The 24,199-nt window shown below is 59.2% G+C and carries 25 protein-coding genes; 11 read left to right on the plus strand and 14 right to left on the minus strand.

Annotation, left to right across the window (positions count from 1 at the left end; translation table 11 throughout):
• Nucleotides 1-40: 40 nt before the first annotated feature.
• Nucleotides 41-319 (plus strand): hypothetical protein, encoded by a 279-nt coding sequence (locus MKS11_RS05975; RefSeq protein ID WP_087771036.1) that lies wholly within the window; start codon nucleotides 41-43, stop codon nucleotides 317-319.
• Between the two features lie 149 nt (nucleotides 320-468).
• On the plus strand, nucleotides 469-702 hold the full coding sequence (locus MKS11_RS05980) for a DUF2554 family protein (RefSeq protein ID WP_017900476.1): 234 nt from the start codon (nucleotides 469-471) through the stop codon (nucleotides 700-702).
• Nucleotides 703-714: 12 nt separating this feature from the next.
• Here the strand turns inward: MKS11_RS05980 and MKS11_RS05985 are convergent, their stop codons facing one another.
• Nucleotides 715-2,676 (minus strand): U32 family peptidase, encoded by a 1,962-nt coding sequence (locus tag MKS11_RS05985; protein WP_004202789.1) that lies wholly within the window; start codon nucleotides 2,674-2,676, stop codon nucleotides 715-717.
• Between the two features lie 33 nt (nucleotides 2,677-2,709).
• Here MKS11_RS05985 and MKS11_RS05990 point away from each other — a divergent pair, with 33 nt between their 5' ends.
• Nucleotides 2,710-2,877 carry a hypothetical protein gene (locus tag MKS11_RS05990; RefSeq protein ID WP_032425876.1) on the plus strand — a complete coding sequence of 56 codons (168 nt, stop codon included), beginning with the start codon at nucleotides 2,710-2,712 and terminating at the stop codon, nucleotides 2,875-2,877.
• Between the two features lie 10 nt (nucleotides 2,878-2,887).
• Here the strand turns inward: MKS11_RS05990 and MKS11_RS05995 are convergent, their stop codons facing one another.
• Nucleotides 2,888-3,457 carry a helix-turn-helix domain-containing protein gene (locus MKS11_RS05995; RefSeq protein WP_004202791.1) on the minus strand — a complete coding sequence of 190 codons (570 nt, stop codon included), beginning with the start codon at nucleotides 3,455-3,457 and terminating at the stop codon, nucleotides 2,888-2,890.
• 184 nt (nucleotides 3,458-3,641) lie between these two features.
• Between MKS11_RS05995 and MKS11_RS06000 the strand changes: the two genes are divergently transcribed.
• A complete protein-coding gene (locus tag MKS11_RS06000; protein ID WP_087771038.1) occupies nucleotides 3,642-4,808 on the plus strand; it encodes a benzoate/H(+) symporter BenE family transporter in 1,167 nt (388 codons plus the stop codon).
• Here MKS11_RS06000 and MKS11_RS06005 read toward each other — a convergent pair.
• Entirely contained in the window at nucleotides 4,785-5,654 is an 870-nt protein-coding gene (locus MKS11_RS06005; protein ID WP_004202793.1) for an AraC family transcriptional regulator, read from the minus strand. The genes MKS11_RS06000 and MKS11_RS06005 overlap by 24 nt on opposite strands.
• A 185-nt stretch (nucleotides 5,655-5,839) precedes the next feature.
• Here MKS11_RS06005 and MKS11_RS06010 point away from each other — a divergent pair, with 185 nt between their 5' ends.
• Nucleotides 5,840-6,736 carry a DMT family transporter gene (locus tag MKS11_RS06010; protein WP_032456156.1) on the plus strand — a complete coding sequence of 299 codons (897 nt, stop codon included), beginning with the start codon at nucleotides 5,840-5,842 and terminating at the stop codon, nucleotides 6,734-6,736.
• Nucleotides 6,737-6,783: 47 nt separating this feature from the next.
• Here the strand turns inward: MKS11_RS06010 and MKS11_RS06015 are convergent, their stop codons facing one another.
• The 3 genes from MKS11_RS06015 to tehA form a co-directional block, all read right to left on the minus strand.
• A complete protein-coding gene (locus MKS11_RS06015) occupies nucleotides 6,784-7,452 on the minus strand; it encodes a DUF3313 domain-containing protein (protein WP_004202796.1) in 669 nt (222 codons plus the stop codon).
• 262 nt (nucleotides 7,453-7,714) lie between these two features.
• A complete protein-coding gene (tehB, locus tag MKS11_RS06020) occupies nucleotides 7,715-8,311 on the minus strand; it encodes a tellurite resistance methyltransferase TehB (protein ID WP_087771039.1) in 597 nt (198 codons plus the stop codon).
• The gene (tehA, locus tag MKS11_RS06025; RefSeq protein WP_049092914.1) at nucleotides 8,308-9,312 is read right to left on the minus strand and encodes a dicarboxylate transporter/tellurite-resistance protein TehA; all 1,005 of its coding nucleotides are present in this window, start codon (nucleotides 9,310-9,312) and stop codon (nucleotides 8,308-8,310) included. The genes tehB and tehA overlap by 4 nt, the downstream gene beginning before the upstream one ends.
• A 111-nt stretch (nucleotides 9,313-9,423) precedes the next feature.
• Between tehA and ydcK the strand changes: the two genes are divergently transcribed.
• The gene (gene ydcK, locus MKS11_RS06030; RefSeq protein ID WP_049092912.1) at nucleotides 9,424-10,404 is read left to right on the plus strand and encodes a YdcK family protein; all 981 of its coding nucleotides are present in this window, start codon (nucleotides 9,424-9,426) and stop codon (nucleotides 10,402-10,404) included.
• On the opposite strand, the gene rimL is transcribed toward ydcK, so the two are convergent.
• The 4 genes from rimL to MKS11_RS06050 form a co-directional block, all read right to left on the minus strand.
• Nucleotides 10,390-10,968: a 50S ribosomal protein L7/L12-serine acetyltransferase gene (gene rimL, locus MKS11_RS06035; RefSeq protein ID WP_004202802.1), complete on the minus strand. Its 579-nt coding sequence runs from the start codon at nucleotides 10,966-10,968 to the stop codon at nucleotides 10,390-10,392. The two genes, ydcK and rimL, sit on opposite strands and share 15 nt — an antisense overlap.
• Before the next feature lie 52 nt (nucleotides 10,969-11,020).
• Complete coding sequence (locus MKS11_RS06040; protein WP_087771040.1) at nucleotides 11,021-12,676, minus strand: glucan biosynthesis protein D; 1,656 nt, start codon at nucleotides 12,674-12,676, stop codon at nucleotides 11,021-11,023.
• A 315-nt stretch (nucleotides 12,677-12,991) separates the two neighbouring features.
• On the minus strand, nucleotides 12,992-14,497 hold the full coding sequence (locus MKS11_RS06045) for a carboxylesterase/lipase family protein (protein WP_023318416.1): 1,506 nt from the start codon (nucleotides 14,495-14,497) through the stop codon (nucleotides 12,992-12,994).
• A 41-nt stretch (nucleotides 14,498-14,538) separates the two neighbouring features.
• The gene (locus MKS11_RS06050; protein WP_023318417.1) at nucleotides 14,539-15,882 is read right to left on the minus strand and encodes a VOC family protein; all 1,344 of its coding nucleotides are present in this window, start codon (nucleotides 15,880-15,882) and stop codon (nucleotides 14,539-14,541) included.
• Between the two features lie 239 nt (nucleotides 15,883-16,121).
• On the opposite strand from MKS11_RS06050, the gene pcaH reads away from it, so the two are divergent.
• From pcaH to MKS11_RS06070, 4 genes are all read left to right on the plus strand, one after another.
• Complete coding sequence (gene pcaH / locus MKS11_RS06055) at nucleotides 16,122-16,862, plus strand: protocatechuate 3,4-dioxygenase subunit beta (RefSeq protein WP_004202816.1); 741 nt, start codon at nucleotides 16,122-16,124, stop codon at nucleotides 16,860-16,862.
• On the plus strand, nucleotides 16,859-17,479 hold the full coding sequence (gene pcaG, locus MKS11_RS06060) for a protocatechuate 3,4-dioxygenase subunit alpha (protein WP_004202817.1): 621 nt from the start codon (nucleotides 16,859-16,861) through the stop codon (nucleotides 17,477-17,479). The genes pcaH and pcaG overlap by 4 nt, the downstream gene beginning before the upstream one ends.
• 177 nt (nucleotides 17,480-17,656) lie before the next feature.
• Nucleotides 17,657-18,580 carry a LysR substrate-binding domain-containing protein gene (locus MKS11_RS06065; RefSeq protein ID WP_004143800.1) on the plus strand — a complete coding sequence of 308 codons (924 nt, stop codon included), beginning with the start codon at nucleotides 17,657-17,659 and terminating at the stop codon, nucleotides 18,578-18,580.
• 277 nt (nucleotides 18,581-18,857) lie between these two features.
• Nucleotides 18,858-21,230, plus strand: a complete 2,373-nt coding sequence (locus MKS11_RS06070; RefSeq protein ID WP_032456161.1) for a glucose/quinate/shikimate family membrane-bound PQQ-dependent dehydrogenase — start codon at nucleotides 18,858-18,860, stop codon at nucleotides 21,228-21,230.
• 68 nt (nucleotides 21,231-21,298) lie between these two features.
• Here the strand turns inward: MKS11_RS06070 and MKS11_RS06075 are convergent, their stop codons facing one another.
• The 3 genes from MKS11_RS06075 to cybB all read right to left on the minus strand — a co-directional run bounded on the left by MKS11_RS06075 (nucleotide 21,299) and on the right by cybB (nucleotide 23,349).
• Nucleotides 21,299-22,417, minus strand: a complete 1,119-nt coding sequence (locus tag MKS11_RS06075; RefSeq protein WP_284109443.1) for an S-(hydroxymethyl)glutathione dehydrogenase/class III alcohol dehydrogenase — start codon at nucleotides 22,415-22,417, stop codon at nucleotides 21,299-21,301.
• A 24-nt stretch (nucleotides 22,418-22,441) separates the two neighbouring features.
• Nucleotides 22,442-22,717 (minus strand): metal/formaldehyde-sensitive transcriptional repressor, encoded by a 276-nt coding sequence (locus MKS11_RS06080; protein WP_004202822.1) that lies wholly within the window; start codon nucleotides 22,715-22,717, stop codon nucleotides 22,442-22,444.
• Nucleotides 22,718-22,821: 104 nt separating this feature from the next.
• A complete protein-coding gene (gene cybB, locus MKS11_RS06085; protein ID WP_032456162.1) occupies nucleotides 22,822-23,349 on the minus strand; it encodes a cytochrome b561 in 528 nt (175 codons plus the stop codon).
• 243 nt (nucleotides 23,350-23,592) lie between these two features.
• Between cybB and MKS11_RS06090 the strand changes: the two genes are divergently transcribed.
• On the plus strand, nucleotides 23,593-23,961 hold the full coding sequence (locus MKS11_RS06090; protein ID WP_048294964.1) for a hypothetical protein: 369 nt from the start codon (nucleotides 23,593-23,595) through the stop codon (nucleotides 23,959-23,961).
• A 9-nt stretch (nucleotides 23,962-23,970) separates the two neighbouring features.
• On the opposite strand, the gene MKS11_RS06095 is transcribed toward MKS11_RS06090, so the two are convergent.
• Nucleotides 23,971-24,156: a hypothetical protein gene (locus MKS11_RS06095; RefSeq protein WP_004202827.1), complete on the minus strand. Its 186-nt coding sequence runs from the start codon at nucleotides 24,154-24,156 to the stop codon at nucleotides 23,971-23,973.
• Nucleotides 24,157-24,199: the final 43 nt, after the last annotated feature.

The raw sequence follows: 24,199 nt of genomic DNA on the forward strand, positions 1-24,199 counted from the left end.
TGCTGAAATACGCGGACACATCAGAATAAAGGATATTGCTATGAAGAAGTTAGCTTTACTCTCCGCCGCGTTGACGCTGGGAATATCGTCATGGGCTTTCGCTGCCGACAACCCGCCGCCAGAAAAAGGCGCGCACCATCAGGGTAAATTGCCGGCGAAAAAGGGCCAACACGACGGTAAGCAAGTGCAACACAACGGCAAGCAGCCGCAGCATGATGGCAAGCAGCCGCAACGAGACGGCAAACAACCGCAGCATGGTGGTAAGCAGCCGCCAAAAGGCGGCGAGCACAGCGGGAAACCACTGCCGCCAAAAGCGTAATCCCTCAGGCCTGGCCTTCTACGCCAGGCTTTTTTCACCCTCTTTCAGCAGACATTGACAAACCCTTGCCCTTCTTTGATAAACCGGGAAAAAAACCTGCACAGCCCCTGGCATAGTAAGCCCACGCCATTGATTCGCAGAGAAAAGGTATGTTGAGAAGAAGCACGAGTGCCCTGCTGTTGTTGTGCGCGCTATTTTCCGGGCATCTGCTGGCCCACCGTCAGGGGCACGATTACTTTCCGGTACAGGGTCTCGAACAGCAGCTGCTGCATGAGGCGGATAGCGATGAGCTTCGCAGCCGGTGCGAAGAGAACGCCGCCGACCTGCGCGAGCATCACCGCTGGCAGGACGCCCGCAAACCGCGGGCATCACACAGCCAGTAGCGTCGCCGCAGATCAGGCCCCTTTGCGCTTCGGCAGGGTCTTCATCAGCTCGTCAGGGCTAACGGAGGCCACGATGCTCCCCGGATGCGGCATTTTGAGGATATGGTTTTTGATCTTGCCGACCACGTGCATTTCGCACGGACGGCAGTCAAACTTCAGGGTCAACACTTCATCGCCATGGATCAGCTGCATCGGCGTGGCTTTCCAGCTCTTGATGGAGCCTTTCGCCTGTTTCGGACAGAGATTGAAGGCAAAGCGCAGGCAGTGTTTGGTGATCATCACCGGCACATCGCCCTTCTCTTCGTGCGCTTCATAGGCGGCATCAATCAGCTGCACGCCATAGCGCTGGTAGAACGCCCGCGCCTTATGGTTATAGACGTTGGCGAGGAAGGAGAGATGGGTCTCCGGGTAAACCGGGGGCGGCACGGAGACCGGCTTGCGGGTACCGCGCTGCCAGGCGTTGAGACGCGCGTCATCCAGCATTTCGGCGGTTTCACGACGCAGCTGGTTGAGCAGGCTGTTGGGAACAAACAGCGGCGGCAGGTTGACCTGCACATCGCGCGCATAATAAATGGTTTGCCCCAGTTTTGTGACACCGTCACGCAGGTTGGTTAGCGCTTTCTCTGCCTGGTTAGCTTCGGCAAACACCCCGTCAAGGGTATGGGTCACGCTGACGCCATCTTCACAGGTCATGGTGAGAACCAGCTGCTCCTGCCAGCCGCTTAGGGTGACGTCTACGGCGATGCGGCGTTCGCTGGAGGTCTTCAGCAGCGCCTGCTGCCAGTTGTGGTCGAGGTTGCGGTTAAGCGCCTGATGCGGACGCACTTTATGCAGATCCGCAGGCATCTCGTTCGGCCACACTCGATAGCGATTTTCGCCAGTTTTTTCCACGGTATTGGCGCGGAAACCCACCACTTCGCGCTTAATCATCACGTTAAGGCCGTCGCCGTTGGTTAACGGTTCGCTAACCTCGACGTCGAGATGGTCTTTACCCACCTTCAGCACTTCGCCCACCGGCAGTCCGATAAATTTTGGCGAATCAAAGGCGCCGATATCGCCTTTACGGGCATTAACGAAGTAGTCGGTGCTGCCGCGGTGGAAGGTTTTATCGGTGGACGGGATAAAGAAATGCTCAGTGCGGCCGGCTGAAGCGCGCGCGAGGTCGCCGCGGTCTTCGATTATGGCGTCCAGCATCTGGCGGTAGTGAGCGGTGATGTTTTTCACGTAGCTCATGTCTTTGTAACGGCCTTCAATTTTGAAGGAGCGTACCCCGGCGTCGATCAGCGCCGCCAGGTTGGCGGTCTGGTCGTTGTCTTTCATCGACAGGAGATGCTTTTCATAGGCCACCACGCGCCCCTGATCGTCCTTCAGGGTATACGGCAGGCGACAGGCCTGCGAGCAGTCGCCGCGGTTGGCGCTGCGTCCGGTCTGGGCGTGGGAAATGTAGCACTGGCCGGAATAGGCCACGCACAGTGCGCCATGGATAAAGAATTCAATGGTGGCGTCAGTATTATCGTAGATGGCTTTGATTTGACTGAGGTTCAGCTCGCGCGCCAGCACGATCTGGCTGAAGCCGGCGTCTGAGAGAAACTTTGCTTTCTCCACGCTACGGATATCGCACTGGGTGCTGGCGTGCAGCTCGATTGGCGGCAGATCCAGCTCCATGATCCCCATATCCTGAACAATCAGCGCATCGACGCCCGCGTCATAGAGATCCGTGATCAGCCGCTGCGCCGGCTCCAGCTCATCGTCATGCAGAATGGTGTTCAGCGTCACAAAGACCTTGGCGCCAAAGCGATGGGCGAAAGGCACCAGCCCGGCGATGTCACTCAGGCTGTTGCTGGCGTTGTGGCGGGCGCCAAAGCCAGGTCCACCGATATAAACGGCGTCAGCGCCGTGAAGGATCGCTTCGCGAGCGATACCGGCGTCGCGGGCAGGACTAAGAAGTTCAAGACGATGATTGTGCAGGCGCATACGCGTGTTGTTATCCAGTATAAGGGGGTCGAAATGGCGGCTATTGTAGTCAGAACCGGGCGCAGACGAAAACCTTTTCCGCCGTCATGGGACGACGAATTTTCAGTTTTCAGCAAAGTATTGAAGGAAAAGATATTTCCTTCAAATCACCGTACAGAGTACTGTCATTACGTATTCCGGATTTTCCTCGTCACGTTGTGAGTGGTTATCATCAGTCATCTTGTCTGGCCGCGGGTTCGCCCGCGGTTTTTTCTTTTGGATAATGGATAAGCGAATGGAAATGAGCCGCCAGGACGCCGCTGTTCCGATAGGCATGCGCCGCATCGCCGGCAAAGCGCCGACCCTCACCCGCCTGCAGCGAGTGCCATTCCCCCTGTAAGCAGAGCTCCAGAGTACCGCTAATCACCACCACATGCTCAATCACCCCTTGTTCATGCGGCGTCGATTCACTCAACGCCCCGGGAGCGAGGGTTATCGAGAAATGATCAAAGCGCAGCTCCGGGTCCCACGGAAAGACCGGGGTTACCACCATCGCCTGCTGCTGCGGGTCAAACGCGGAGGGCGCCACGCTGTCATCCGGAACGATAAATGCCGAAAACGGCACGTTCAGCCCGGTGGCAATCTTCCACAGCGTCGCTACCGTCGGACTCGATTCATTCCGCTCTATCTGCCCGAGCATGGCTTTCGACACCCCGGTCTCTTCCGCCAGACGCGACAGGCTCCAGCCGCGCTGCTGACGCAGATGTTTGAGGGTGGCCGCCAGATGTTGCGCAATATTCATCCTACCTCCTGATTTTTCAGCCCAGAGTATACCCCCATTTGCCTCATTCTACAGGGCGATTAGCGGCATCGCGGGCCGTTTGCGACGAGCGCCTCGGTGGCGCTACCCTCACGCCGCGGATAGCTTGTGCGCTATAACGTACAATGATAGAGTAAACGGACGTTATAACGCACAAGAGAAAACTATGCGCTCGTTTACCGTTCCGCTTCCCACCCTGTTCGCCGGCTTCGTCGCCGTGCTGGTGGGCTACGCCAGTTCTGCCGCCATCATCTGGCAGGCCGCCGCGGCCGCCGGCGCCACGCCCGGGCAGATCGCCGGCTGGATGACGGCCCTGGGCCTCGCCATGGGCGTCAGCACCCTCGCGTTGAGCGGCTGGCGAAAAGTGCCGGTGCTCACCGCCTGGTCAACGCCGGGCGCCGCCCTGCTGGTCAGCGGCCTGCAGGGGGTGCCCCTACCCGAGGCGGTGGGGGTATTTATCTTCGCCAATGCGCTGATCGTCCTCTGCGGCGTCACAGGCCTGTTTGCCTGGCTGATGAAAATCATTCCCCATTCGCTGGCCGCCGCAATGCTGGCCGGCATTCTGCTGCGTTTCGGTTTGCAAGCCTTCGCCGGCTTACAGGATCATCTGCTGCTGTGCGGCGGCATGCTCGCCGCCTGGCTTCTGTGTAAGGCGCTGTGGCCCCGCTTCGCCGTGGTGGCCGCGCTGGCTGCGGGGGCGCTGATAGCCGCGGTCTCCGGGGAAGTAGCCAGCGCCGCTGTGCCGCTGGCGTTTGTCGCACCGGAATGGATCGCCCCGCAGTTTACCCCGGCGCTGCTTCTCAGCGTCGGCCTGCCGTTCTTCCTCGTCACCATGGCTTCACAGAACGCGCCCGGGTTCGCTACCCTGCAGGCAGCAGGCTATGTCGTACCGGTCTCCGCGCTGATCGTTGTCTGCGGGGGGCTGGCGCTGCTGCTGGCGCCGTTTGGGGTCTACTCCATCTGTATTGCGGCGATCACTGCCGCCATCTGCCAGAGCCCGGAAGCGCACCCGGATCCTCAGCAGCGCTGGCTGGCGGCCATGGCTGCCGGCGGTTTTTATCTGCTGGCCGGTCTGTTCGGGGGATCGATCACTGCGCTGATGTCGGCCCTGCCGACAGCGTGGATCCAGATGCTGGCCGGCCTGGCGCTGCTCGGCACCATCGGCGGTAGCCTGTTTCAGGCGGTACACCAGGCCAGTGAGCGCGACGCGGCGGTGCTGACCTTTCTGATCACCGCCAGCGGGGTGACGCTGGCGGGAATTGGTTCGGCGTTCTGGGGCGTGATGCTCGGCGGAGTGAGCTACGGCGTGTTATCCGCGCTGCGCCGCCCGTAGCTGGGAGGGCGTCAGGCCGGTGGCGGCTTTGACCCGATGGCTGAAATGGCTGGCGGAGCTGAAACCGCATGCCAGAGCGATCTCGGTGAGCGGCAGCGCGCTGTGGCAGATCAGGTTTTGCGCCTTCGCCATTCGCTGCTGCATCACATATTGATGCGGAGCCATATTCAGCGACTGGCGGAACATACGGGCAAAATGAAATTCACTCAGTCCCGCCTGCTGCGCCAGGTCGGCCAGGGTCAACGGCTGATCGAGATGAGCGTCAATCCAGGCCAGCACGTGACGCTTCACCCCTGGCGCCAGTCCTCCTGTGACCGAGGGCAAGCGCCACTGCACTGTGGAATAGTGCTGGATCAGATGGGTGAGCAACAAACTGCTGGCGGCGCTAAGTGTCAGCTGGTTCGCCGGCTGTCGCCAGTCATTAGCCAGCAAAAACTGACGATACACGCTGGTGATTTTGTCATCGCTGGCGAAGGTTTTTTCCTGCAGGGTGAAGTTAGCCGGGCTGCGATCCCACACTTCCTCCCCAACGCGGCGCAGATGCGCATCGGTACAATAGAGATGGACAAACGACAGATCGCCGCGGATATCCCAGACGCTTTCATCGCCTTTCGGCATCAGGCAAAAGCGATCCGGGCCGCCGCCATTCTTCCAGCCGTGCGGCGTCTTTTGATAGCTTTCATAACCATCGGCGATGTACAGGCTTAAGGTATGATGATCGCTGCGCACCGTCACGGTATCGCAGTTGTTATACCACGCGGCCAGTTGAATACCGGAATTCAGCTCCACGGTGCCCTTCAGCACCGCATTCTGTCGCCGTAATGTTTCAAACGTCCCGTAACCCATCGCCTTCACACATCTGTTCTGTCAAGAAAACTCTAGTCTAGGGAGACTGCGATGCGGTTTCCAGTCCTCACCGCCGGCAAAAGACAAATAAGCGCAAGAATTTGCAAGCCGACAACAAGCGGATGAAAGCCGCAGGTTGCGGCAGGCGGCATACTCCTCCGTTCAACAAGCAGAGGAGAACCAGGGTGAACGCATTACTTTATGCACTCGTTGTCGTTATCTGGGGGACGACGTGGATTGCTATTTTTTTACAACAGGGGCCGGTGGCGGCGCCGGTATCGATATTCTGGCGTTTCGCCGTGGCCAGCGTCACAATGCTGACGATTCTGCTCGTCACACGACGTCTGCGGCCGCTGGGCGCGAAGGACCATTTCTGCTGCCTGCTGCAGGGCTGCTGCGTCTTCTGCTTCAATTTCTGGTGCTTTTATACCGCCGCCGCCTGGATCAACACCGGTCTGGAGTCGGTGATCTTTTCCATGGCGGTACTGTTTAACGCCATCAACAGCTTTCTTTTCTTCCGCCAGCAGCCGCCGGGACGCTTCTGGGCTGCCGCCGCGCTCGGTCTGGCCGGTATCGTCACCCTGTTCTGGGATGACCTGCTGGCCAACGGGCTAAACGCTACGCTACTGTGGGGGATCGGTCTGAGCGCGCTGGGCACCTATGGCTTTTCGCTGGGCAATATGTTCAGTATTCGTCACCAGCGGCGGGGGCTGGAGACGCTGACCACCAACAGCTGGGCGATGCTGTACGGCACGCTGGTGATGGGGGCTATCGCTCTGCTCCGCGGGGATAATTTCATGCCGGAGTGGACCGTCAGCTATCTTGGCGCCCTGCTTTACCTGGCGCTGTTCGGCTCAGTTGTCGCCTTCGGCGCCTATTTCACCCTTGTAGGGCGCATCGGCGCCAGCAAAGCCGCCTACAGTACGCTGCTGTTTCCGCTGGTCGCCCTGTCCATCTCCACCGTCTATGAAGGGTATGTATGGCACAGCAACGCCGTTATCGGACTGGCGCTGATCCTGTTGGGTAATCTGGTGATGTTTGCCAAACCGGAACAGCTGCTGCTGCGCCGAAAGCTGGCCTGAAACGGCGGAAGATAAATCAGCGCCGTCGGCAGACGGCGCTGACGAGATTACCGCTGGGAAGGGTCGAATTTGACGGCGTCTACCGCCATATCATCGATCACCTGCTTCATGGTTTCGATAGTCAGCGGCGTGTTTTCATTGGCCAGGGTTTTGCCCTCACCTTTACGAACCACTTTGATCACCGGCTTGTTGGTGCTGGCGTCAATCAGTTCGGCTTCAAAATAGAGGTCGGTGTCCATCGTACGATGGCCGGTGGCGGCTTGAGTACCGGCAACAATCATCGCTACCGGAACCACTTCATAGAACTGCAGCCCTTCTTTGCTGGAGTCCACTCCGGTAATCGCCCCGCGGAAAATAAGGCTACGCTTGCCGGCGGTGGTTGCCAGCGGTTTACGCTCGGAAATGGCCTGTTTGAGCTGTTTGTTGGTGTAATTCAAAATATCCTGCAGCGCCTTTTCACCCACCTGGGTCGTCGGCTTCGGTACTGGATAGTACGTTACCGGATGGTAGACGACATTATCGTAGTTGGCCGGATTGTAGTTTGGATCGATCCAACGCAGCTCCGACTTACCGGAGGCAGTGGTGGCTTCTTTCAGGTTGGAATAGTCTTTTAAAAAGCCCGAATACTGATTCGGTTGCGCCAGTTTGGACGCACAGCCCGTCAACGCTAACATCCCCGCCAGAGCGGCGACTTTAAATAACACGCGAGTACGCATAAAGAGATCCCTGTAAATGCAGTTTTTTCGGCAGACGTTATAGCAGATAAGACCCACTAGTTTTGTGACAAAATGAGGGCTTCGTCAAGGAAGATATACAAATATTGATGGGATCAACATTACGTTATTAAATAATTACTTAAAACGTTAACAGGTCGGCTTTAACCTTTCTTTTCAGCGAGGATTTTCGCGCTTCTTGATCCGAGGTGTATTCGTGAGAGGCGGCGCGGTCAATCTCAGTAATTACACGCGCCGCTGAGGATTATGCGGGCTTGCGCGCCAGCAGCGTGGCGAAGCGCAATTTGATCCGGTTGCCGCTGGCGTCGGTCCGATGCAGCTCACCGACGTCCTCATTATATTTCAGTAATTCCCAGTCCCGGTAGTACTCCCGAAGTTCATCGGGTTTAAAAGCAAACGGGAAGCCGACGGTGCAGGGATAGTCCTCGGTGTCCATCGCCGCGACAATCAGGTTATAGCCCCCGGCGGCGGTGCAGCGCTGCATATTGCCGATGAGTCCAGGGATGGTGTCAGGCTCGAGGAACATCATCACTACGGTGGAGAGTATCAGATCATACTCGCCGTCAAAGGCCAGGCTGTTGAGGTCTTTCACCGCGGTCTGCAGATTATCCAGCCCTTCGGCGGCGCGAATAGTCTCCAGATTGTTGATGCTCATGGCATTTTTATCCCACGCCGTCACCGTGAAGCCATTCGCCGCCAGATAAAGACTGTTACGTCCGTTGCCGCAGCCCAGATCCAGCGCCCTTCCCGGCGGCACAATCGTCGCGGCATGCAGCACATCAGAGTGGGTGCGGGTCAGGCCATATTTTTCACTAAAATAATCCGCGTCTCGCGTTGTCATGATCCTTCCTTCTTATTCAGGAGTGTTTCCCGGTCGACCTGTAGCAACAGTTTCCCGCTGACCAATAGCAGCCCTGTGCGCAGCAGCAGCAGGCCGATGACCAGATTGCTAAAAATAAAGAGCGGCAGCGCCAGATGATGAAAAAAGCCGTCCGCCTTCGCCTGGCCCAGATGCAGGCCGGTGGTGGCCAGGGCGGAGATACCGAACGAGAAGCTCCAGAAAGAAGCATTGAACGGCTGGCGAAGATACCAGGGCATCAGACGCAGCATAAACAGCAGCTGTAACAGACCGTAGCCGAACAGCAGCTTAGCGAAGGTATCGGCCTCACCGCCGTTAACGCTGAGCCAGGCGCTGCAGGCCACCAGCGCAGGCGCCAGCTGGATCCCCAGCGACGTGCGCAGCGCGGTCGGCAGTTCGCCTGCGCTGCGCAGACGATGGAGGATAGCCGGCTCGAGGCTCAGCCAGGAGAAGACCCCGGCGCCAAGGAACACCAGTCCGGCGTCGGTAAACCCCAGCGCGCCGCAGGCCATCGCGCTGATAAAATTATTCGCCACCGTGGGCAGATACAGCCCCGGCGTAGTGGCCTCGCGAGGATGGTTTCCCCGCCACAGGCCGCCGCTTTGCCAGGCGGCATAGGCCAGCTGCAGCGCCACGCCCGGCACAAACAGCCCGATGGCCAGCGGTCGGCACCAGGGCGCCAGACCAATCGATACCAGCAACGTGGTGGCGGGAAACAGGCTGACGAAGCTGCTGCTGACCGGATGTCGCATCTCCTGCAGCACACTCGCCGGAAAGCGGATCGCCCGGCTGATAAACGCCATACTGAGCAGGACCCATATCGCTATCGCCAGCGTCACCAGCCCATCACCAATACTGCGGCTGACCGGCCAGAGGGTGCTGGCGTAACGCCAGGCAAAGCCCATCCCGATGGTGCCAAGCACCATGCCAAAATATCCCGCCGGCAGGTTAAGCACCTGCTGCGACCTATACGTTTTGCTCATTTTATTGATGTTATCAATTAAATTTGAAGTTGCATTCTAAAGGAACCTTATACCACGCGCTACGGCGATCTTTGCTATGTTTATGTTAACCATAAGTAATGAGGATCGGGAATGCGTAAATACCGTCTCAGCGAACAGACCCGGCAGTATTGTTACCAGGAAGAGGATGGCAAACAGTGCGTCACCCTGCGCCAGATTGTGGCGCTTATCGATTTCGCTGACGTCAAAGCGGGCAGCGAAGGCGGCTGGGTGGATGAAGAAAGCGCCCTCAGCCAGCAGGGAGAGTGCTGGATCTACGATGCCAATAGCGTGGTCTTCGCCGGGGCGCGCATCCTCGACGATGCCCGACTCAATGGCCCCTGCGTGGTCAGCCATGGGGCTATCATCAGCGGACGGGCATCCATTCACGCCTCGCAGGTCAGCCATCACGCGCAGATTGGTGACAACGTCACGATTAGCCAGAGTCTGGTGCGCGGCTTCTGTCGCCTCGCCGATGAGGCTCGTCTTCTGCCCCACTGTCAAGTCATTGCCGCCCGTGGGCTGACCGCCGATCGCGACAAAGTGCTGCAGATTTATCAGCGAGCCACCGTCAGCGCGTCGCGCATTCTCCACCAGGCGCAGATCTATGGCGAGGCCTTCGTCGAACACGCTTTTGTCGAACATCGGGCGGAAGTCTTTGACCATGCCAGGCTCGAGGGAAACGAGGAGAACGACGTCTGGGTGTGCGATAACGCGCGGATTTACGGGCATGCCCGTCTGATCGCGGGACGCGGTGAGGACGCCATTCCCACCGTGCGCTACAGCTCGCAGGTCGCGGAGAATGCGGTGATTGAAGGCAACTGTCTGCTAAAGCATCGGGCGATGGTGGGCGGCGAGGCGCAGCTGCGCGGTGGACCGATTCTGCTTGATGATGACGTGCTGATCCAGGGGCGGGCTGTCATCGTCGGCGATGTGATCGTTGAGCACCAGGTCACTCTTGGGGACGAGGTGCAAATCGCCGCACGGGAAGGAGAAGCCATTCACCTGCGCGGCCCGAAGACCCTCGGCGGCCAACAGCAGATCACCCGAACGCCGCTGTTAGGCGCCCTGTAGCGCCTCGTCGCGGTCAATAATACGGGCGTAGATATTCTGATCGTCATAGCTGCCGTTCAGATACTCGGCCTGTCGGAGACAGCCTTCCAGAACAAACCCGTTACGCAACGCCACCTGGTTGCTGCGGGTATTCGCCACCCGACATTTGATCACAAACCGGCGCACCAGCCCGCTGCGGGCATAGTGGTGGATAAAGGCCTGCAGGGAACGGGACAGATACCCCTGCCCCTGGTGATCCTCATCGATCCAGTAGCCAATATAGGCCGTCTTATTCTGCGGCTCGATCTGGTTGAACGACAGAACGCCAATCGGCCGCTTTTCGAGAAACAGCAAAAACATTTTGGCGTAATCCCGCTGATGCAGCATCACGTTACCCTGCACATGGCGGCGGGTCTCCTCTTCGCTGCGCACCTCGCCGGCCCAGCTGAGCGACTGCTGTAGCCAGCGCTGGTTTTTCACCACCAGCTGGTGCAGGTCGCTGACGTAGCGTTCATCAATGGCGATAAGCGTCAGCGCCTCGGTCACCGGGATCGACTCCGGTACTGCTGGAATGTCTGTGGTCATGGGGCTCTCTACGGGCCCGCAGGGGGTGCCTGGGGCCACGGCTGTCACGGGGTTATTTCATGATCCGGTCGTCAATGTAGTTACGTTTATCCGGCGCCGGCGGGAAGTACTGATAGAGCCAGGTTTCGCTGATGGCTTCTCCCTGACAGCGCAGGAACAGACGCATCTCCACCGGGTCGGTCGAGTTGGAAGTCGGATACCAGTCGAAGAGGATCCGGTAGCCATCGAACGGCTCGACGTAGAGGATTTCAATCTGCTTCGCTTCGCCGCTGGAGAGGGTGATCACCGGTTCAATACCGCGCGGCGCGGCCGCTTTCAGATCGCCGCCAACAAAGTCGATGGCAAAACGACGCGCCCACTTGTCCGGGTAGTGTTCGCCCGGCGCCCATCCCTCCGGGAAGCCCCCCATCCCGGTGCGGGTGGCGAGCACACGCGCCAGCGGTGTGCTGACCGGCGGCTGTGCGCTCCAGTAGAGACGGTAGCTGAAGTCGAGTTCGTCGCCCGCCTTCACTGCCTTTTCCGGCTGCCAGAAGCAGACGATATTATCCAGCGTTTCACCGGTGGTCGGGATCTCCATCAGGCTGACCGCCCCTTTGCCCCACTGGTTACGCGGCTCAACCCACAGGCTGGGACGCTTGTTATACCAGCCCATCACGTCCTGGTAGTGGGAAAAATCACGGTCCAGCTGCAGCAGACCAAAGCCGCGCGGGTTCTTGTCCTGGAAGGCGTTGAACTGCAGCTTCTGCGGGTTGTTCAGCGGCCGGCAGATCCATTCGCCGTTGCCCAGCCACATCGACAGCCGATCGGAGTCGTGGATCTGCGGGTGGATGGTATCGCACATCCGACGCTCGTTGTTGCCGCAGCTGAACATGCTGGTCATCGGCGCGATCCCCAGCTGTTTGATATCCTTGCGGGCGTAGAGATGGTTCTCCACGTCCATAATGACCTGGGTATCCTGGCAGTGGATGGTGAACTTGTAGGCGCCAGTGATGCTCGGGCTGTCGAGCAGGGCGTAAACGGTAAAGACCGTGGCGTCCCCTTTGACCGTTTCGAACCAGAAAGAGGTGAAATCGGGGAACTCTTCCGGGGTATCGGTAAAGGTATCCACCGCCAGCCCACGGGCCGACAGGCCATACTGGTAGGTGCTGTCTACCGCGCGAAAATAGCTGGCGCCGAGAAACGCCACGATATCCCGGCGCGCCAGCTCAGGTGCTTTAAATACCCGGAACCCGGCGAAGCCGAGGTCGGACTGTCCTTCCAGCTGGCGGGTATCTACCCCGGCGTCATTGTACTTGAACAGCTCCGGACGGAAGTGGATCTCGCGCGCCTGCTGGGTGGCGGCGTCTAAAGAGAACATGCGCACGCGGCGACGGAACCCCATCCCGACGTGGAAAAACTGGATATCCAGTTTGCGTTCTTCAATATTGTTCCATAGCGAGTGGTTAGCGTCATACTGAATGCTGTTATAAGCCTGCGGGGTGAGATTGGCCAGCGTCGGCGGTAGATCGCGCGGGGCCCCGCCCCACGGCTGGCGCGCCAGATCGTGGGCCATCGCCTGCAGCACGGCATAATCGAACCGACGCGTCTGCCCGTCGGCAATGCCCGCGTCTTCAGCAAACGCGGCCTGACTGAATAAGGAAGCGACTCCTGACGTTCCGCATACGGCGGCAACAGCCATGGAAGATTTAAGAAAACGTCTGCGGTTCATGCCTGAGAAAGCGTCCTTCTGCACGGGTGAAATGATTCGCAACGCGTCATCACGCTGCGTGATAATTTCCGCCCACTCTAGACAAAAACGATTAATAATCCAATTGTTGCCAGCAGAAAAACGGTAAAAAAGCCCTGTCTACCAGAACAGGCTGTTTTTTCATCGCCGGCGGAGGGAGAGCGCAATATCTAACGCAAACCCGCCTTAAACAAAGCGGACAGCACTCTCCCGGCGCCCTGTCTCATCGCCGGGCCGTTTCTTAGCCACCCGCGGCCTGCAGCAGGGGCGTGCCCCGCTGAGCCGCCCCCATCCCCTTTATTCGAGGGTCACGTGGTGCTTCATCACCCGGCGAAACAGCGCCAGCCGGGCGCGCATAAAGCGATTCTCCACTTTAAACCCGGCACGCTTATGCAGGCCAATGCGCAGCAAACGATCCCGTCCGCGCAGGCACGCCGGCCAGCGCACCGCGCCGGCAAGCACCTGCTCGCCGCTGGCGACGCGGGCAAACTGGACCCAGTAGTCAGCGACCTGAGCGGCGAAGGCCAGATCCGCTTCACTGGCATACTGCCGCACCGGATCGGTGAGCCGCAGGTTATCAAACACGTAGGGCACCTCGTTGCCGTGCCAGGCGCCGTGCGGATAGGCGTCATGTTCCGCTTCCGCGACATAATCGAACCAGTACCGCCAGCATGGCTGGCCCACGCGCTGCTGGGCCTGCATCACAACATAGCCGAGGGTGGTAAACGCCATATCCCGACAGACTTCCCGCCCCAGCGCTTCATCGCCTTTTACGCCGGGATAGAGGAGTTTGATCAGTCCCAGACCCAGACGGCGCTCACGGCGCAGTTTCTGGATCTGCCCGGCGATGTCGACGCCAAACACCGCCATCACGCTGGCTTCATCGCTGTTGGAGCCGATGATCACCGGCATCGGATGCTGGCGCCCGGCAAAAAAGGTCTCCAGCATCGGCTGCGGGAGCACGATATCGCCTGCGATGGGCGCTGGCCCGATATTCAGCGGGGCGGAAAGCGACCAGAAGGCCTCCGCCGGGATTGCCCGCAGTTGCTCAGCGCTGGCCTGTGGTAAGGCGAAATGTTCCGCCAGCAGACGGCCTTTCTCCAGCGCCTTTTCCCGCGGCAGATCGGGTAAGGTATACCCGCTCTGAATAATCGCTTTATGGAACAACCCTTTCGCTTTCGGCGAGGCCATCAGCGACAGCACGCTGCGCGCGCCGGCGGATTCGCCAAACAGCGTGACGTTGGCGGCGTCGCCGCCGAAGGCGTGAATGTTTTCCTGGACCCACTGCAGGGCGGCGATCTGGTCGAGCAGCGCGAAGTTATACAGCCGCTCGCCCGCCTCTTCTTCCAGCGCCGGGTGGGCGAAAAAGCCGAGGTGGCCCAGACGGTAGTTCACCGTCACCACCACCACGTCGCGGCTGGCCAGCGCCAGGCCATCGTAAGGCGGCAGGCTACCGGCGCCGATGGTAAACCCACCACCGTGCAGCCAGACCATCACCGGCAGCGGCTGCGCTGCGCTGGCGGGGGCCCAGACGTTGAGATAGAGACAGTCTTCGCTGAAGCGACCGGGATCCCCGCCGCCAAGTTCGCGGCAGTAGTCAATGTCCTGCCAGCTGGCGGCGGAAAAGGCGTCGGCCTGACGCACGCCCGGCCAGCGGGCGGGAGGCTGCGGCGCGCGCCAGCGCAGCGGCCCCACGGGCGGCGCGGCGTACGGAATGCCGCGCCAGATATGGATCCCCTGCTCTGCGCTCCCGGCCAGCGTGCCCTGCCGGGTTTTCGCCAGCGGTTTCGACGGATGTTGCATAACCTGCTCCCTGTAAGGCTGATGCCAGCAGGTTACTGATTTTACAGCAGACCGCAACGTCGTTTGCTGCGCTCCTCCGCCTGCTGGTACAGTTCAAATTCATCCTGCACCGGACAACCCAGCGCCGCTTCAAAGGCTTCGCGGCTGGCATTCCCGTGGCTGCGGGCCTGGGTTTCGTTACCCAGATTGGACTGAAAAATGCCCGCCGCGCTGACCGGTAAAAAATCCTCATAGACGATAGGCTGGGCCACTATCCACCCGCGCTCGATCAGCGGCTGGGGATCGTCGCCCGGGCGAAACGCGTGGCGATGGGCCTCGCCAGCCGGCGTCAGGCGGTAGCGAAACCAGGCCAGCCCCTGCTGACGCAGCAGAAATTCGCTGTCGGGAAATTCGCGGAATACCTCCTGCAGATGCAGCTGGTGGCTGAGATTGTCTTTGCCGGTCCCTGCTGCCTGCAGCAATCGGTCGTATAGCGCGCGTCCTTTTGGCGTCAGCGCCACGCCGCGCTGCTCAATTTCGCCGAAGCGGGCGCTGTGAGTGCCGCGGTGTTCGCCGGCGAACATTACTGGTTCCTCAAGCGCCTTGAAGCTGGTCTGTCGCAGGAGGATCGGTACCTCCCGGCGCGGCGGACCTTCGATCAGGGCCTTTGGCTCAATGCCGCACTCCGGCATCAGGGCCTGCGCGCGGTCAATATCCAACGTTCGCGGCGTGAGGTGGTTGATATGACATCCCGGGAAGCAGACCACATCGGCAATCAAGCGATGCTCGCGATGCAGCGCGTGGTAGGTCTCCTCATCGACGGTGGCATGCCGGTGCCAGCGGAAGGTCTCCAGCGCCTCCTGCACGAACTCGCGGGCTTCCGCAGGGGTGAACGCCCCTTCGGCCTCGTGCCGGGCGATCAGCGCCAGACAGCGGGGAGTGAATATGTTGCGCCGGGCGAGGATCGCCTCGGCTCGCTCACGCAGAGCGCGGTTTTCGATCAGCTCCAGACGCAGCAGCGAGGTAAAAACCCGAAACGGATTGCGCGCCAGCGCGGCATCGTCGACAGGACGAAACGCCGTGGAATGAACCGGCACGCCGGCCTGTGAAAGATCATAATAGCTGACGGGATACATCCCCATGATGGCAAACATGCGACGCAGCGTCGCCAGTTCCTCCGCTGTGCCCACGCGGATCGCCCCGTGGCGCTCAACGTTCAGGCGAGCCAGCTCGTCGGCGTTGGCCAGTTGTTCATGCAACTTCGGATTATTTTCCAGTACCGCCAGGTTGACGTCAGCCACCAGCTCCAGCAGCGTCCCGTACTGCGGAACTTCCTGCTGGTACATGGCCGACATGGCCTGCGAAAACTGCTCCCGAATCTCATCAGCCGTGATGGTGTTCGCCATGATGTGTTACCTCCAGTGAATACTTCCTGGAGTGTAGGAAAGCTGCCTCCCGGCGGGGGGAAGAATTTAGAAACTGTGATGGCGATAACCTGCTTCCGGTCATGGGCATGGCGCAGGGCATAACCGACGGTTATGAAAAACACCCGGTAATTTCACTTTAAATTAACAATATATTTACACACACTGTTTCTGGCGACATTACAACAACATGCCTCTCTACCCTCTATACGGAGTACCCGATGAACGATAAATGGTCCCCGCGCGAGGTTATCCATCGCGATTACAGTAGTCACCCGCCCGCTTACGCCCCGGGCTATAAAACCAGCGTCCTGCGCTCCCCGAAAAACGCCCTAATCTCCCTGCAGAACTCGCTGTCAGAGATCACCGGCCCGGTGTTTAGCCGCGACGACCTGGGACCGCTGGATAATGACCTTATCCTTAACTATGCCAAAGAAGGCCTGCCGATTGGCGAGCGGATCATTGTGCACGGCTATGTGCGGGATGGTTTCGGCCGACCAATGAAAAACACCCTGGTGGAAGTGTGGCAGGCCAATGCCGGCGGCCGCTATCGACATAAAAAAGATCAGTATCTGGCGCCGATTGACCCGAACTTCGGCGGCTGCGGTCGGGTGCTGACCGACGAGAACGGTTATTACTGTTTTCGCACCATCAAGCCCGGCCCCTACCCCTGGCGCAACCAGGCCAGCGACTGGCGTCCGGCGCATATTCATTTCTCGCTTTCAGGCGACGCCTGGGCCCAGCGCCTGATCACCCAGATGTATTTCGAAGGCGACCCGTTGATCAAGCAGTGCCCGATCGTCAGGACCATTAATAATGACGACGCCGTGCGCACCCTGATCGCCGAGCTGGACATGCACGCCGCCGTGCCGCTGGATTGTCTGGCCTACCGCTTCGACCTTGTTCTGCGCGGCCATCGCGCCACGCTGTTTGAAAATCGCACTCAGGGGGCCGCCCGATGAAAGAGTATCTGCCTGAAACCGCCTCGCAGACTGCGGGACCCTATGTTCATATCGGTCTGGCACCGGACGCGGCGGGTTTTCATATTTTTGAAAAAAATTTTGGTCCGGTTCTCACCACCGCCGATACGGTCGGGGAACGGATCACCATTGAAGGCCGGGTTATCGACGGCTCCGGGACCCCGGTCCGCGACGTGCTGCTGGAGATCTGGCAGGCTAACGCCGCGGGACGCTATAACCATCCTGAGGACCGTCAGCAGCAGAAAGCGGTCGACCCAGGCTTTCGCGGCTGGGGGCGCACCTGCTCTGACTTCACCTCCGGCGTCTGGCGCTTTGAAACCATCAAGCCCGGCGCGGTGGTTGGCCGCGACGGCCGTCTGATGGCGCCGCACGTCAATCTGTGGGTGGTGGCGCGGGGGATCAACATTGGCCTGAATACGCGGATGTATTTCGCCGATGAGCACGAGGCCAACGCCAGCGACCCGGTGCTGAATCTCATCGAATGGGAGGTGAGACGCAAAACCTTAATCGCCGAGCGCGAGGTTCGCGGTGCGGAAGTGGTCTATCGTTTCGACATTTATCTGCAGGGCGAGAACGAAACCGTCTTTTTCGATATCTAGCGGCCATGCTGACCACCGCCGTCGCCCCGCACAGCCGGGGCGACGGCGTGTTAAACCATAGGGAAAGATCTTGTAATGTAATCAGCTCAAATGTTAATAATATTTTGCTATCTGGTTATCAAATTTAAACAAGGCCGCTTGTCTCTTTCACCGCTGTGTTTTTAACATCATCTTACTATGGAAAAAAATGGTCTCTTCAGTCAGCGCATTCGCTTGCGCCATCTACACACCTTCGTGGCCGTCGCTCAACAGGGAACGCTGGGGCGCGCGGCTGAAACTTTAAATCTGAGCCAGCCAGCACTTTCAAAAACGCTTAACGAGCTTGAACAGCTGACCGGTACCCGTCTGTTTGAGCGGGGACGTCTGGGGGCGCAATTGACCCTGGTCGGGGAACAGTTTCTGACTCATGCCGTGAAAGTGCTTGATGCCCTTAACTCGGCGGGCCAGGCGCTGAACCGTAAAGAGGGGCTGAATAACGATATCGTGCGCATCGGCGCGCTGCCTACCGCCGCGCTGGGGATCCTGCCGACGGTGATCGGCCAGTTCCATAAGCAGCAAAAAGATATCACGCTGCAGGTCGCCACCATGAACAACACCATGCTGCTCGCCGGGTTAAAATCCGGGGAGATCGACATCGGCATCGGACGGATGTCCGATCCGGAGCTGATGAGCGGGCTGCATTACGAACTGCTGTTCCTGGAATCCCTTAAGCTGGTGGTACGCCCGGGACATCCTCTGCTGCAGGAGACCGTGACCCTCAGTCGGGTGATGGAGTGGCCGGTGGTGGTCTCGCCAAAGGGCACCGTGCCGCGGCAAAACGCCGAAGCGCTGCTCCAGAGCCAGGGCTGTAAAATGCCCGCCGGCTGCATCGAGACCCTCTCCGCTTCACTGTCGCGCCAGCTGACGGTCGATTTTGACTATGTCTGGTTCGTCCCTTCCGGGGCGGTGAAAGACGATCTTCGCCGTGGCGTACTGACCGCCCTGCCGATTGCCACCCAGGGCGCCGGGGAGCCCATCGGCATTCTAACCCGCGTCGATGCGACGCTGACCCCCGGGACACAAACCCTGCTCAGCGCTATTCGTAAATCAATGCCTGCCTGATCCGCTGATCCCCCGGCCCGTAGCGGCCGGGGAGCCAACGCTGACTGCGTCACATTCAGCAGAATAATCATTTAGTGCGAAATTATTTATTAACATTTGCGCAAATTTCTTTAACAGATCTATCATATCGCGATTTCACCAAATGGTTCATACGAAATCAAAACAGGCAATAAACTTGGCTTTATGAAGATACAAACCACTTCATTCAAAAATAAAACAAAATAACTTTGTTTCATTTGGTTCGCACTGAGGTGGCTGGTGTGGTTAAGGAGATTTCATGACAACTGGCAACGCGCCGCGCGGATTCCCCCGGATCCTGCAGTGGCTTCTCGCCGGACTGATGCTCATCATCGGTCTGGCTATCGGTATTCTGGGGGTAAAACTGGCTCTCGTCGGCGGCACGCTGTACTTCGCGCTGATGGGCGTGGTGATGGTTATCGCGGCGGTGCTGATTTTCCGTCGCCGCCGCGGGGGTATTCTGCTGTACGCCGTGGCGTTTATCGCTTCGGTGATCTGGGCGATCGGCGACGCTGGCTGGAACTTCTGGCCGCTCTTCTCGCGTCTGTTCGCCCTTGGCGTGCTGGCCTTCCTCGCCGCCCTGGTCTGGCCTTTCCTTGCCAGCTCGCCGGCGAAAAAAGGCCCGGCTTTTGCCATCGCCGCCGTGCTCGCCGTGGCGCTGGCGGGAAGCTTTGGCTGGATGTTTAAATCCGAACCGCTGGTCAGCGCCACGGAAGCGGTGCCGGTGAAACCCGTCGCGCCGGGCGAAGAGCAGAAAAACTGGGCGCACTGGGGCAACACCACCCACGGCGACCGCTTCGCCGCCCTGGATCAAATCAACAAGCAAAACGTCAACCAGCTGCAGGTAGCCTGGGTGGCGCATACTGGCGATATCCCACAGAGCAATGGCTCCGGCGCGGAAGATCAGAATACCCCGCTGCAGATTGGCGATACCCTCTACGTCTGTACCCCTTACAGCAAAGTGCTGGCGCTGGATGTCGACAGCGGCAAAGAGAAATGGCGCTATGATTCCAAATCCTCTTCGCCTAACTGGCAGCGCTGCCGCGGCTTAGGCTATTACGAAGATAGCCAGGCGCAGACGACGCCAGCGTCAGGCGCTCAGCCTGCCGCTTGCTCCCGCCGTCTGTTCCTGCCGACGATCGATGCCCGCCTGATCGCCATTGATGCCGACACCGGCAAACTGTGCGAGAGCTTCGGCGATCGCGGTATTGTCGACCTTAGCGTCGGGATGGGCGAAGTCAAAGCAGGCTACTATCAGCAGACCTCCACCCCGCTGGTCGCGGGTAATGTGGTGGTGGTCGGCGGCCGCGTCGCGGATAACTACTCTACCGGCGAACCGCCGGGGGTGGTCCGTGCGTTTGACGTCCACACCGGTAAACTGGCCTGGGCGTGGGATCCGGGTAATCCGGCGCTGACCGGCGTACCGCCGGAGGGCCAGACCTATACGCGCGGCACGCCGAACGTCTGGTCGGCGATGTCTTACGACGCGAAGCTGAACCTGATCTATCTGCCGACCGGTAACGCTACGCCTGACTTCTTTGGCGGCGAACGAACCGCGCTGGACGATAAATACAGCTCCTCCATCGTCGCCGTGGATGCCGCTACCGGCCAGGTACGCTGGCACTTCCAGACCACCCACCACGACCTGTGGGACTTTGACCTGCCGTCTCAGCCGCTGCTGTACGATCTGCCTGACGGCAAGGGCGGCACCACCCCGGTGCTGGTGCAGACCAGCAAGCAGGGCATGATCTTTATGCTCAACCGCGAAACCGGCGAGCCGGTGGCGAAAGTGGAAGAGCGGCCGGTGCCGGTGGGCAATGTCAAAGGCGAGCGCTACTCGCCGACGCAGCCTTACTCGGTGGGAATGCCGATGATCGGTAACCAGACGCTGACCGAGTCCGATATGTGGGGAGCGACGCCGATCGACCTGCTGCTGTGCCGTATCCAGTTCAAAGAGATGCGCCATCAGGGCGTCTTTACCCCGCCGGGGGAAGACCGCTCCCTGCAGTTCCCGGGCTCGCTTGGCGGCATGAACTGGGGCAGCGTCTCGGTGGATCCCAACAACAGCCTGATGTTCGTTAACGATATGCGTCTGGGTCTCGCCAACTATATGGTGCCGCGCGAGAAGGTGGCGAAAGACGCCAGCGGCATCGAGATGGGCATCGTGCCGATGGAAGGCACGCCGTTTGGCGCCATGCGCGAACGTTTCCTGTCGCCGCTGGGCATTCCGTGCCAGAAGCCGCCGTTCGGCACCATGTCCGCGGTGGATCTGAAAACCGGGAAACTGGTGTGGCAGGTGCCGGTAGGTACCGTAGAAGATACCGGGCCGCTGGGGATCCGCATGCACATGCCGATTCCGATCGGTATGCCGACCCTTGGCGCGTCGCTGGCGACGCAGTCCGGGCTGCTGTTCTTCGCCGGCACTCAGGATTTCTACCTGCGCGCCTTTGATACCGCTAACGGCAAGGAGATCTGGAAATCCCGTCTGCCGGTTGGCAGCCAGTCAGGCCCGATGACCTACGTGTCGCCGAAAACCGGTAAGCAGTACATCATTATCAATGCGGGCGGCGCCCGTCAGTCTCCGGATCGCGGCGATTACATTATCGCCTACGCGCTCCCTGACCATCACTGATTGACTTAAGCAAAAGGGCCCATCCGGGCCCTTTTTTGCTGTTGCCGAAACGCCTTGCGCGTTAGTGATTACTGGTCGCCAAAGTGGATCACGGTGCGAATCGATTTGCCTTCATGCATCAGGTCAAAGGCCTCGTTAATCTGCTCCAGCGGCAGGCGATGAGTAATAAACGGGTCGAGGCGAATTTTACCCGCCATCGCGTCTTCCACCATTCCCGGCAGCTGGCTACGGCCTTTCACGCCGCCAAAGGCGGAGCCGCGCCACACGCGGCCTGTCACCAGCTGGAACGGACGGGTTTTGATCTCCTGCCCGGCGCCGGCCACGCCGATAATGACGCTCTCGCCCCAACCCTTATGGCAGCACTCCAGCGCCGCGCGCATCACATTGACATTACCGATGCACTCGAAGCTGAAATCCACCCCGCCGTCGGTCAGCTCAACGATCACATCCTGAATCGGCTTATCGTAGTCGTTGGGGTTGATAAAGTCGGTAGCCCCCATCTCTTTAGCGAGAGTGAACTTATCCGGGTTGGTATCGACTGCCAGAATGCGCCCGGCTTGCGCCTGCACAGCGCCCTGGATCACCGCCAGGCCGATGCCGCCCAGACCAAAGACCGCGACGGTATCCCCGGCCTTAACCTTCGCCGTGTTGTGCACCGCGCCGATACCGGTGGTCACGCCGCAGCCCAGCAGACACACTTTATCCAGCGGCGCCTGCGGATTGACTTTCGCCAGCGAGATCTCAGCGCAGACCGTGTATTCGCTGAAGGTGCTGGTGCCCATGTAGTGATAAATCGGTTCGCCGTTATACGAGAAACGGGTGGTGCCGTCCGGCATCAGCCCTTTGCCCTGGGTAGCGCGCACCGCCTGACAGAGATTGGTTTTACCCGACTTACAGAATTTGCACTCGCCGCATTCGGCGGTATACAGCGGGATGACATGATCGCCCGGCTTAAGGCTGGTGACGCCCTCGCCCACTTCCACGACCACGCCGCCGCCTTCATGGCCCAGCACCGCCGGGAAGACCCCTTCCGGATCGTCGCCGGAAAGGGTGAAAGCATCGGTATGGCACACGCCGGTATGGGTGATTTTCACCAGAACTTCGCCTTTTTTCGGCGGCGCGACGTCAAACTCTACGATTTTTAACGGCTGACCGGGGCCAAAGGCCACTGCTGCGCGTGATTTCATAACTGTCTCTTCCTCGTCGTGATGTTATTTTAAATAGGATCGTAGCAGATGACCGACCTCTGCCATTCTCGCGGCCCGCTGGTCCGGGGTGGTGTCGCCGCTGACCAGCTCGTCCTGCAGGTGGATCTCCACCATTTCGCCCATCAGACCGTTTGCCGCCCCGCGAATCGAGGCGATCTGCTGCAGGATGGTCATACAGGGCTCGCCGGACTCCAGCGCGCGTTCAAGGGCTTCAACCTGGCCGCGGATGCGTCGTACGCGGCTGAGCGCCCGTTTTTTATCTTCAGGTGAATGTGGCACGATAACGCCTCCGTATCATATAGGGGGGTATACTATATTTTATTTACCACAAAGGCAAAAAAAACCCCGTCTCGGGACGGGGTCTGAATGTTGAAGCAAACCCTTCAGCGCTTACGGGGCATCATTCGCAGCAGGGTATTATCTTTCCACCAGTAATGATGGAGCAGCGCAGCAAAGGCATGCAGGCCAATCACGAAGTAACCGGCGTTCGCTAACCATTCATGGATCGCTTTCAGGGTGTCCACCCGCTCAAAATCGCTCTGCGGAGCATACGGCATCGTCAGGCCAAATGCGTACCAGGGATTCCCGCGCCAGTACATCATTACCATGCCAATCAGCGGCAGGCCGATAAACAGCAGATAGATAATCAGATGGCCGAGATGGGCGAAACCAGTCATCATCGGTGAGGGCTTTGGCACGATCGGCGGCGTCGGCATTTTCAGCCGCACCAGCAGACGCGCCACCATCAGCACGCAAATGGTGATTCCGCAGGAAACATGAACCATATTGATCAGCGGCCGATCGCTGCGGGGGAAAAATCCGCGCAGCTCCATCGCCGCATAGGCCACCACCACCAGCAGAAAGACCAGCCAGTGGATGCCGATCTGCAGGCCGGAATATTTATCGCGCATGGAATATCCTTAATGGAAAGTGTGATTGTGCCAACATAGCGGCCTTCTCTTAAATTTTCATTAACCTTTACGTTGAATTAACAATTGATTACCGCATTGTGCTGAGCCGCTGCACCCGGACCACGCGAACGGGCGCCGGATACCATCCGCTATTACAAAATTAAACATTTTTGTTACCTGCCGCCGCGCTCTCCCCTCTATAGTTGAGAACATCTGTCGGCCACGCTGCATATGGAGATGAAAATGAAGAAAATCAGCTTACCGCTATTGCTGCTGACCGCGCTGGCCAGCCCGACTTTCGCCGCGGACTGTCAGCCTAACGGCATCGGCGGCTCATTTTGCATTAACGATGACGGGACCACTACCGACACGGTGCCGAATGAAGTCAACGGTATGGATACGTATTCGAATAATGGCGGGTATAGCAGTTCTCTGCCCGACCAGTCGGGGGCAGAGGAAGCGCTTGAAGGGTCAACGCTGTCGACGCAGCAGGACAGCGTCGCCAGTAGTGGTCAGAGAGACAGCGCCCTGGCGGGTCGCGACTGGCATTCGCCGTCCAATCTGAATGATGGCGCCGCCACCTCCAGTATGAGCCTGCTGGATAAACCCTGAGGCCTGGCGTCAGGCAAAGCTCCAGCCTGCGGCGCCGATGGCGACGGCGAACAGCAGGCAGGCCAGCGCCGTTTTGCGTAACAGCATGGTATAGAAGGAGATCGCGACGCCAACGAATACCACCAGCAGAATGGGCCACATGCTTAATAACAACAGCAGAAAACCCTCAATATTATTATGGATTACGCTTTCCACATCCGCATCCCTGCCTCATCGTCGATAAAGTAAGCAGAATTTA

Source organism: Klebsiella sp. K5-45 (genome assembly GCF_030128605.1).
Taxonomy (GTDB): Bacteria; Pseudomonadota; Gammaproteobacteria; order Enterobacterales; family Enterobacteriaceae; genus Klebsiella; species Klebsiella quasipneumoniae.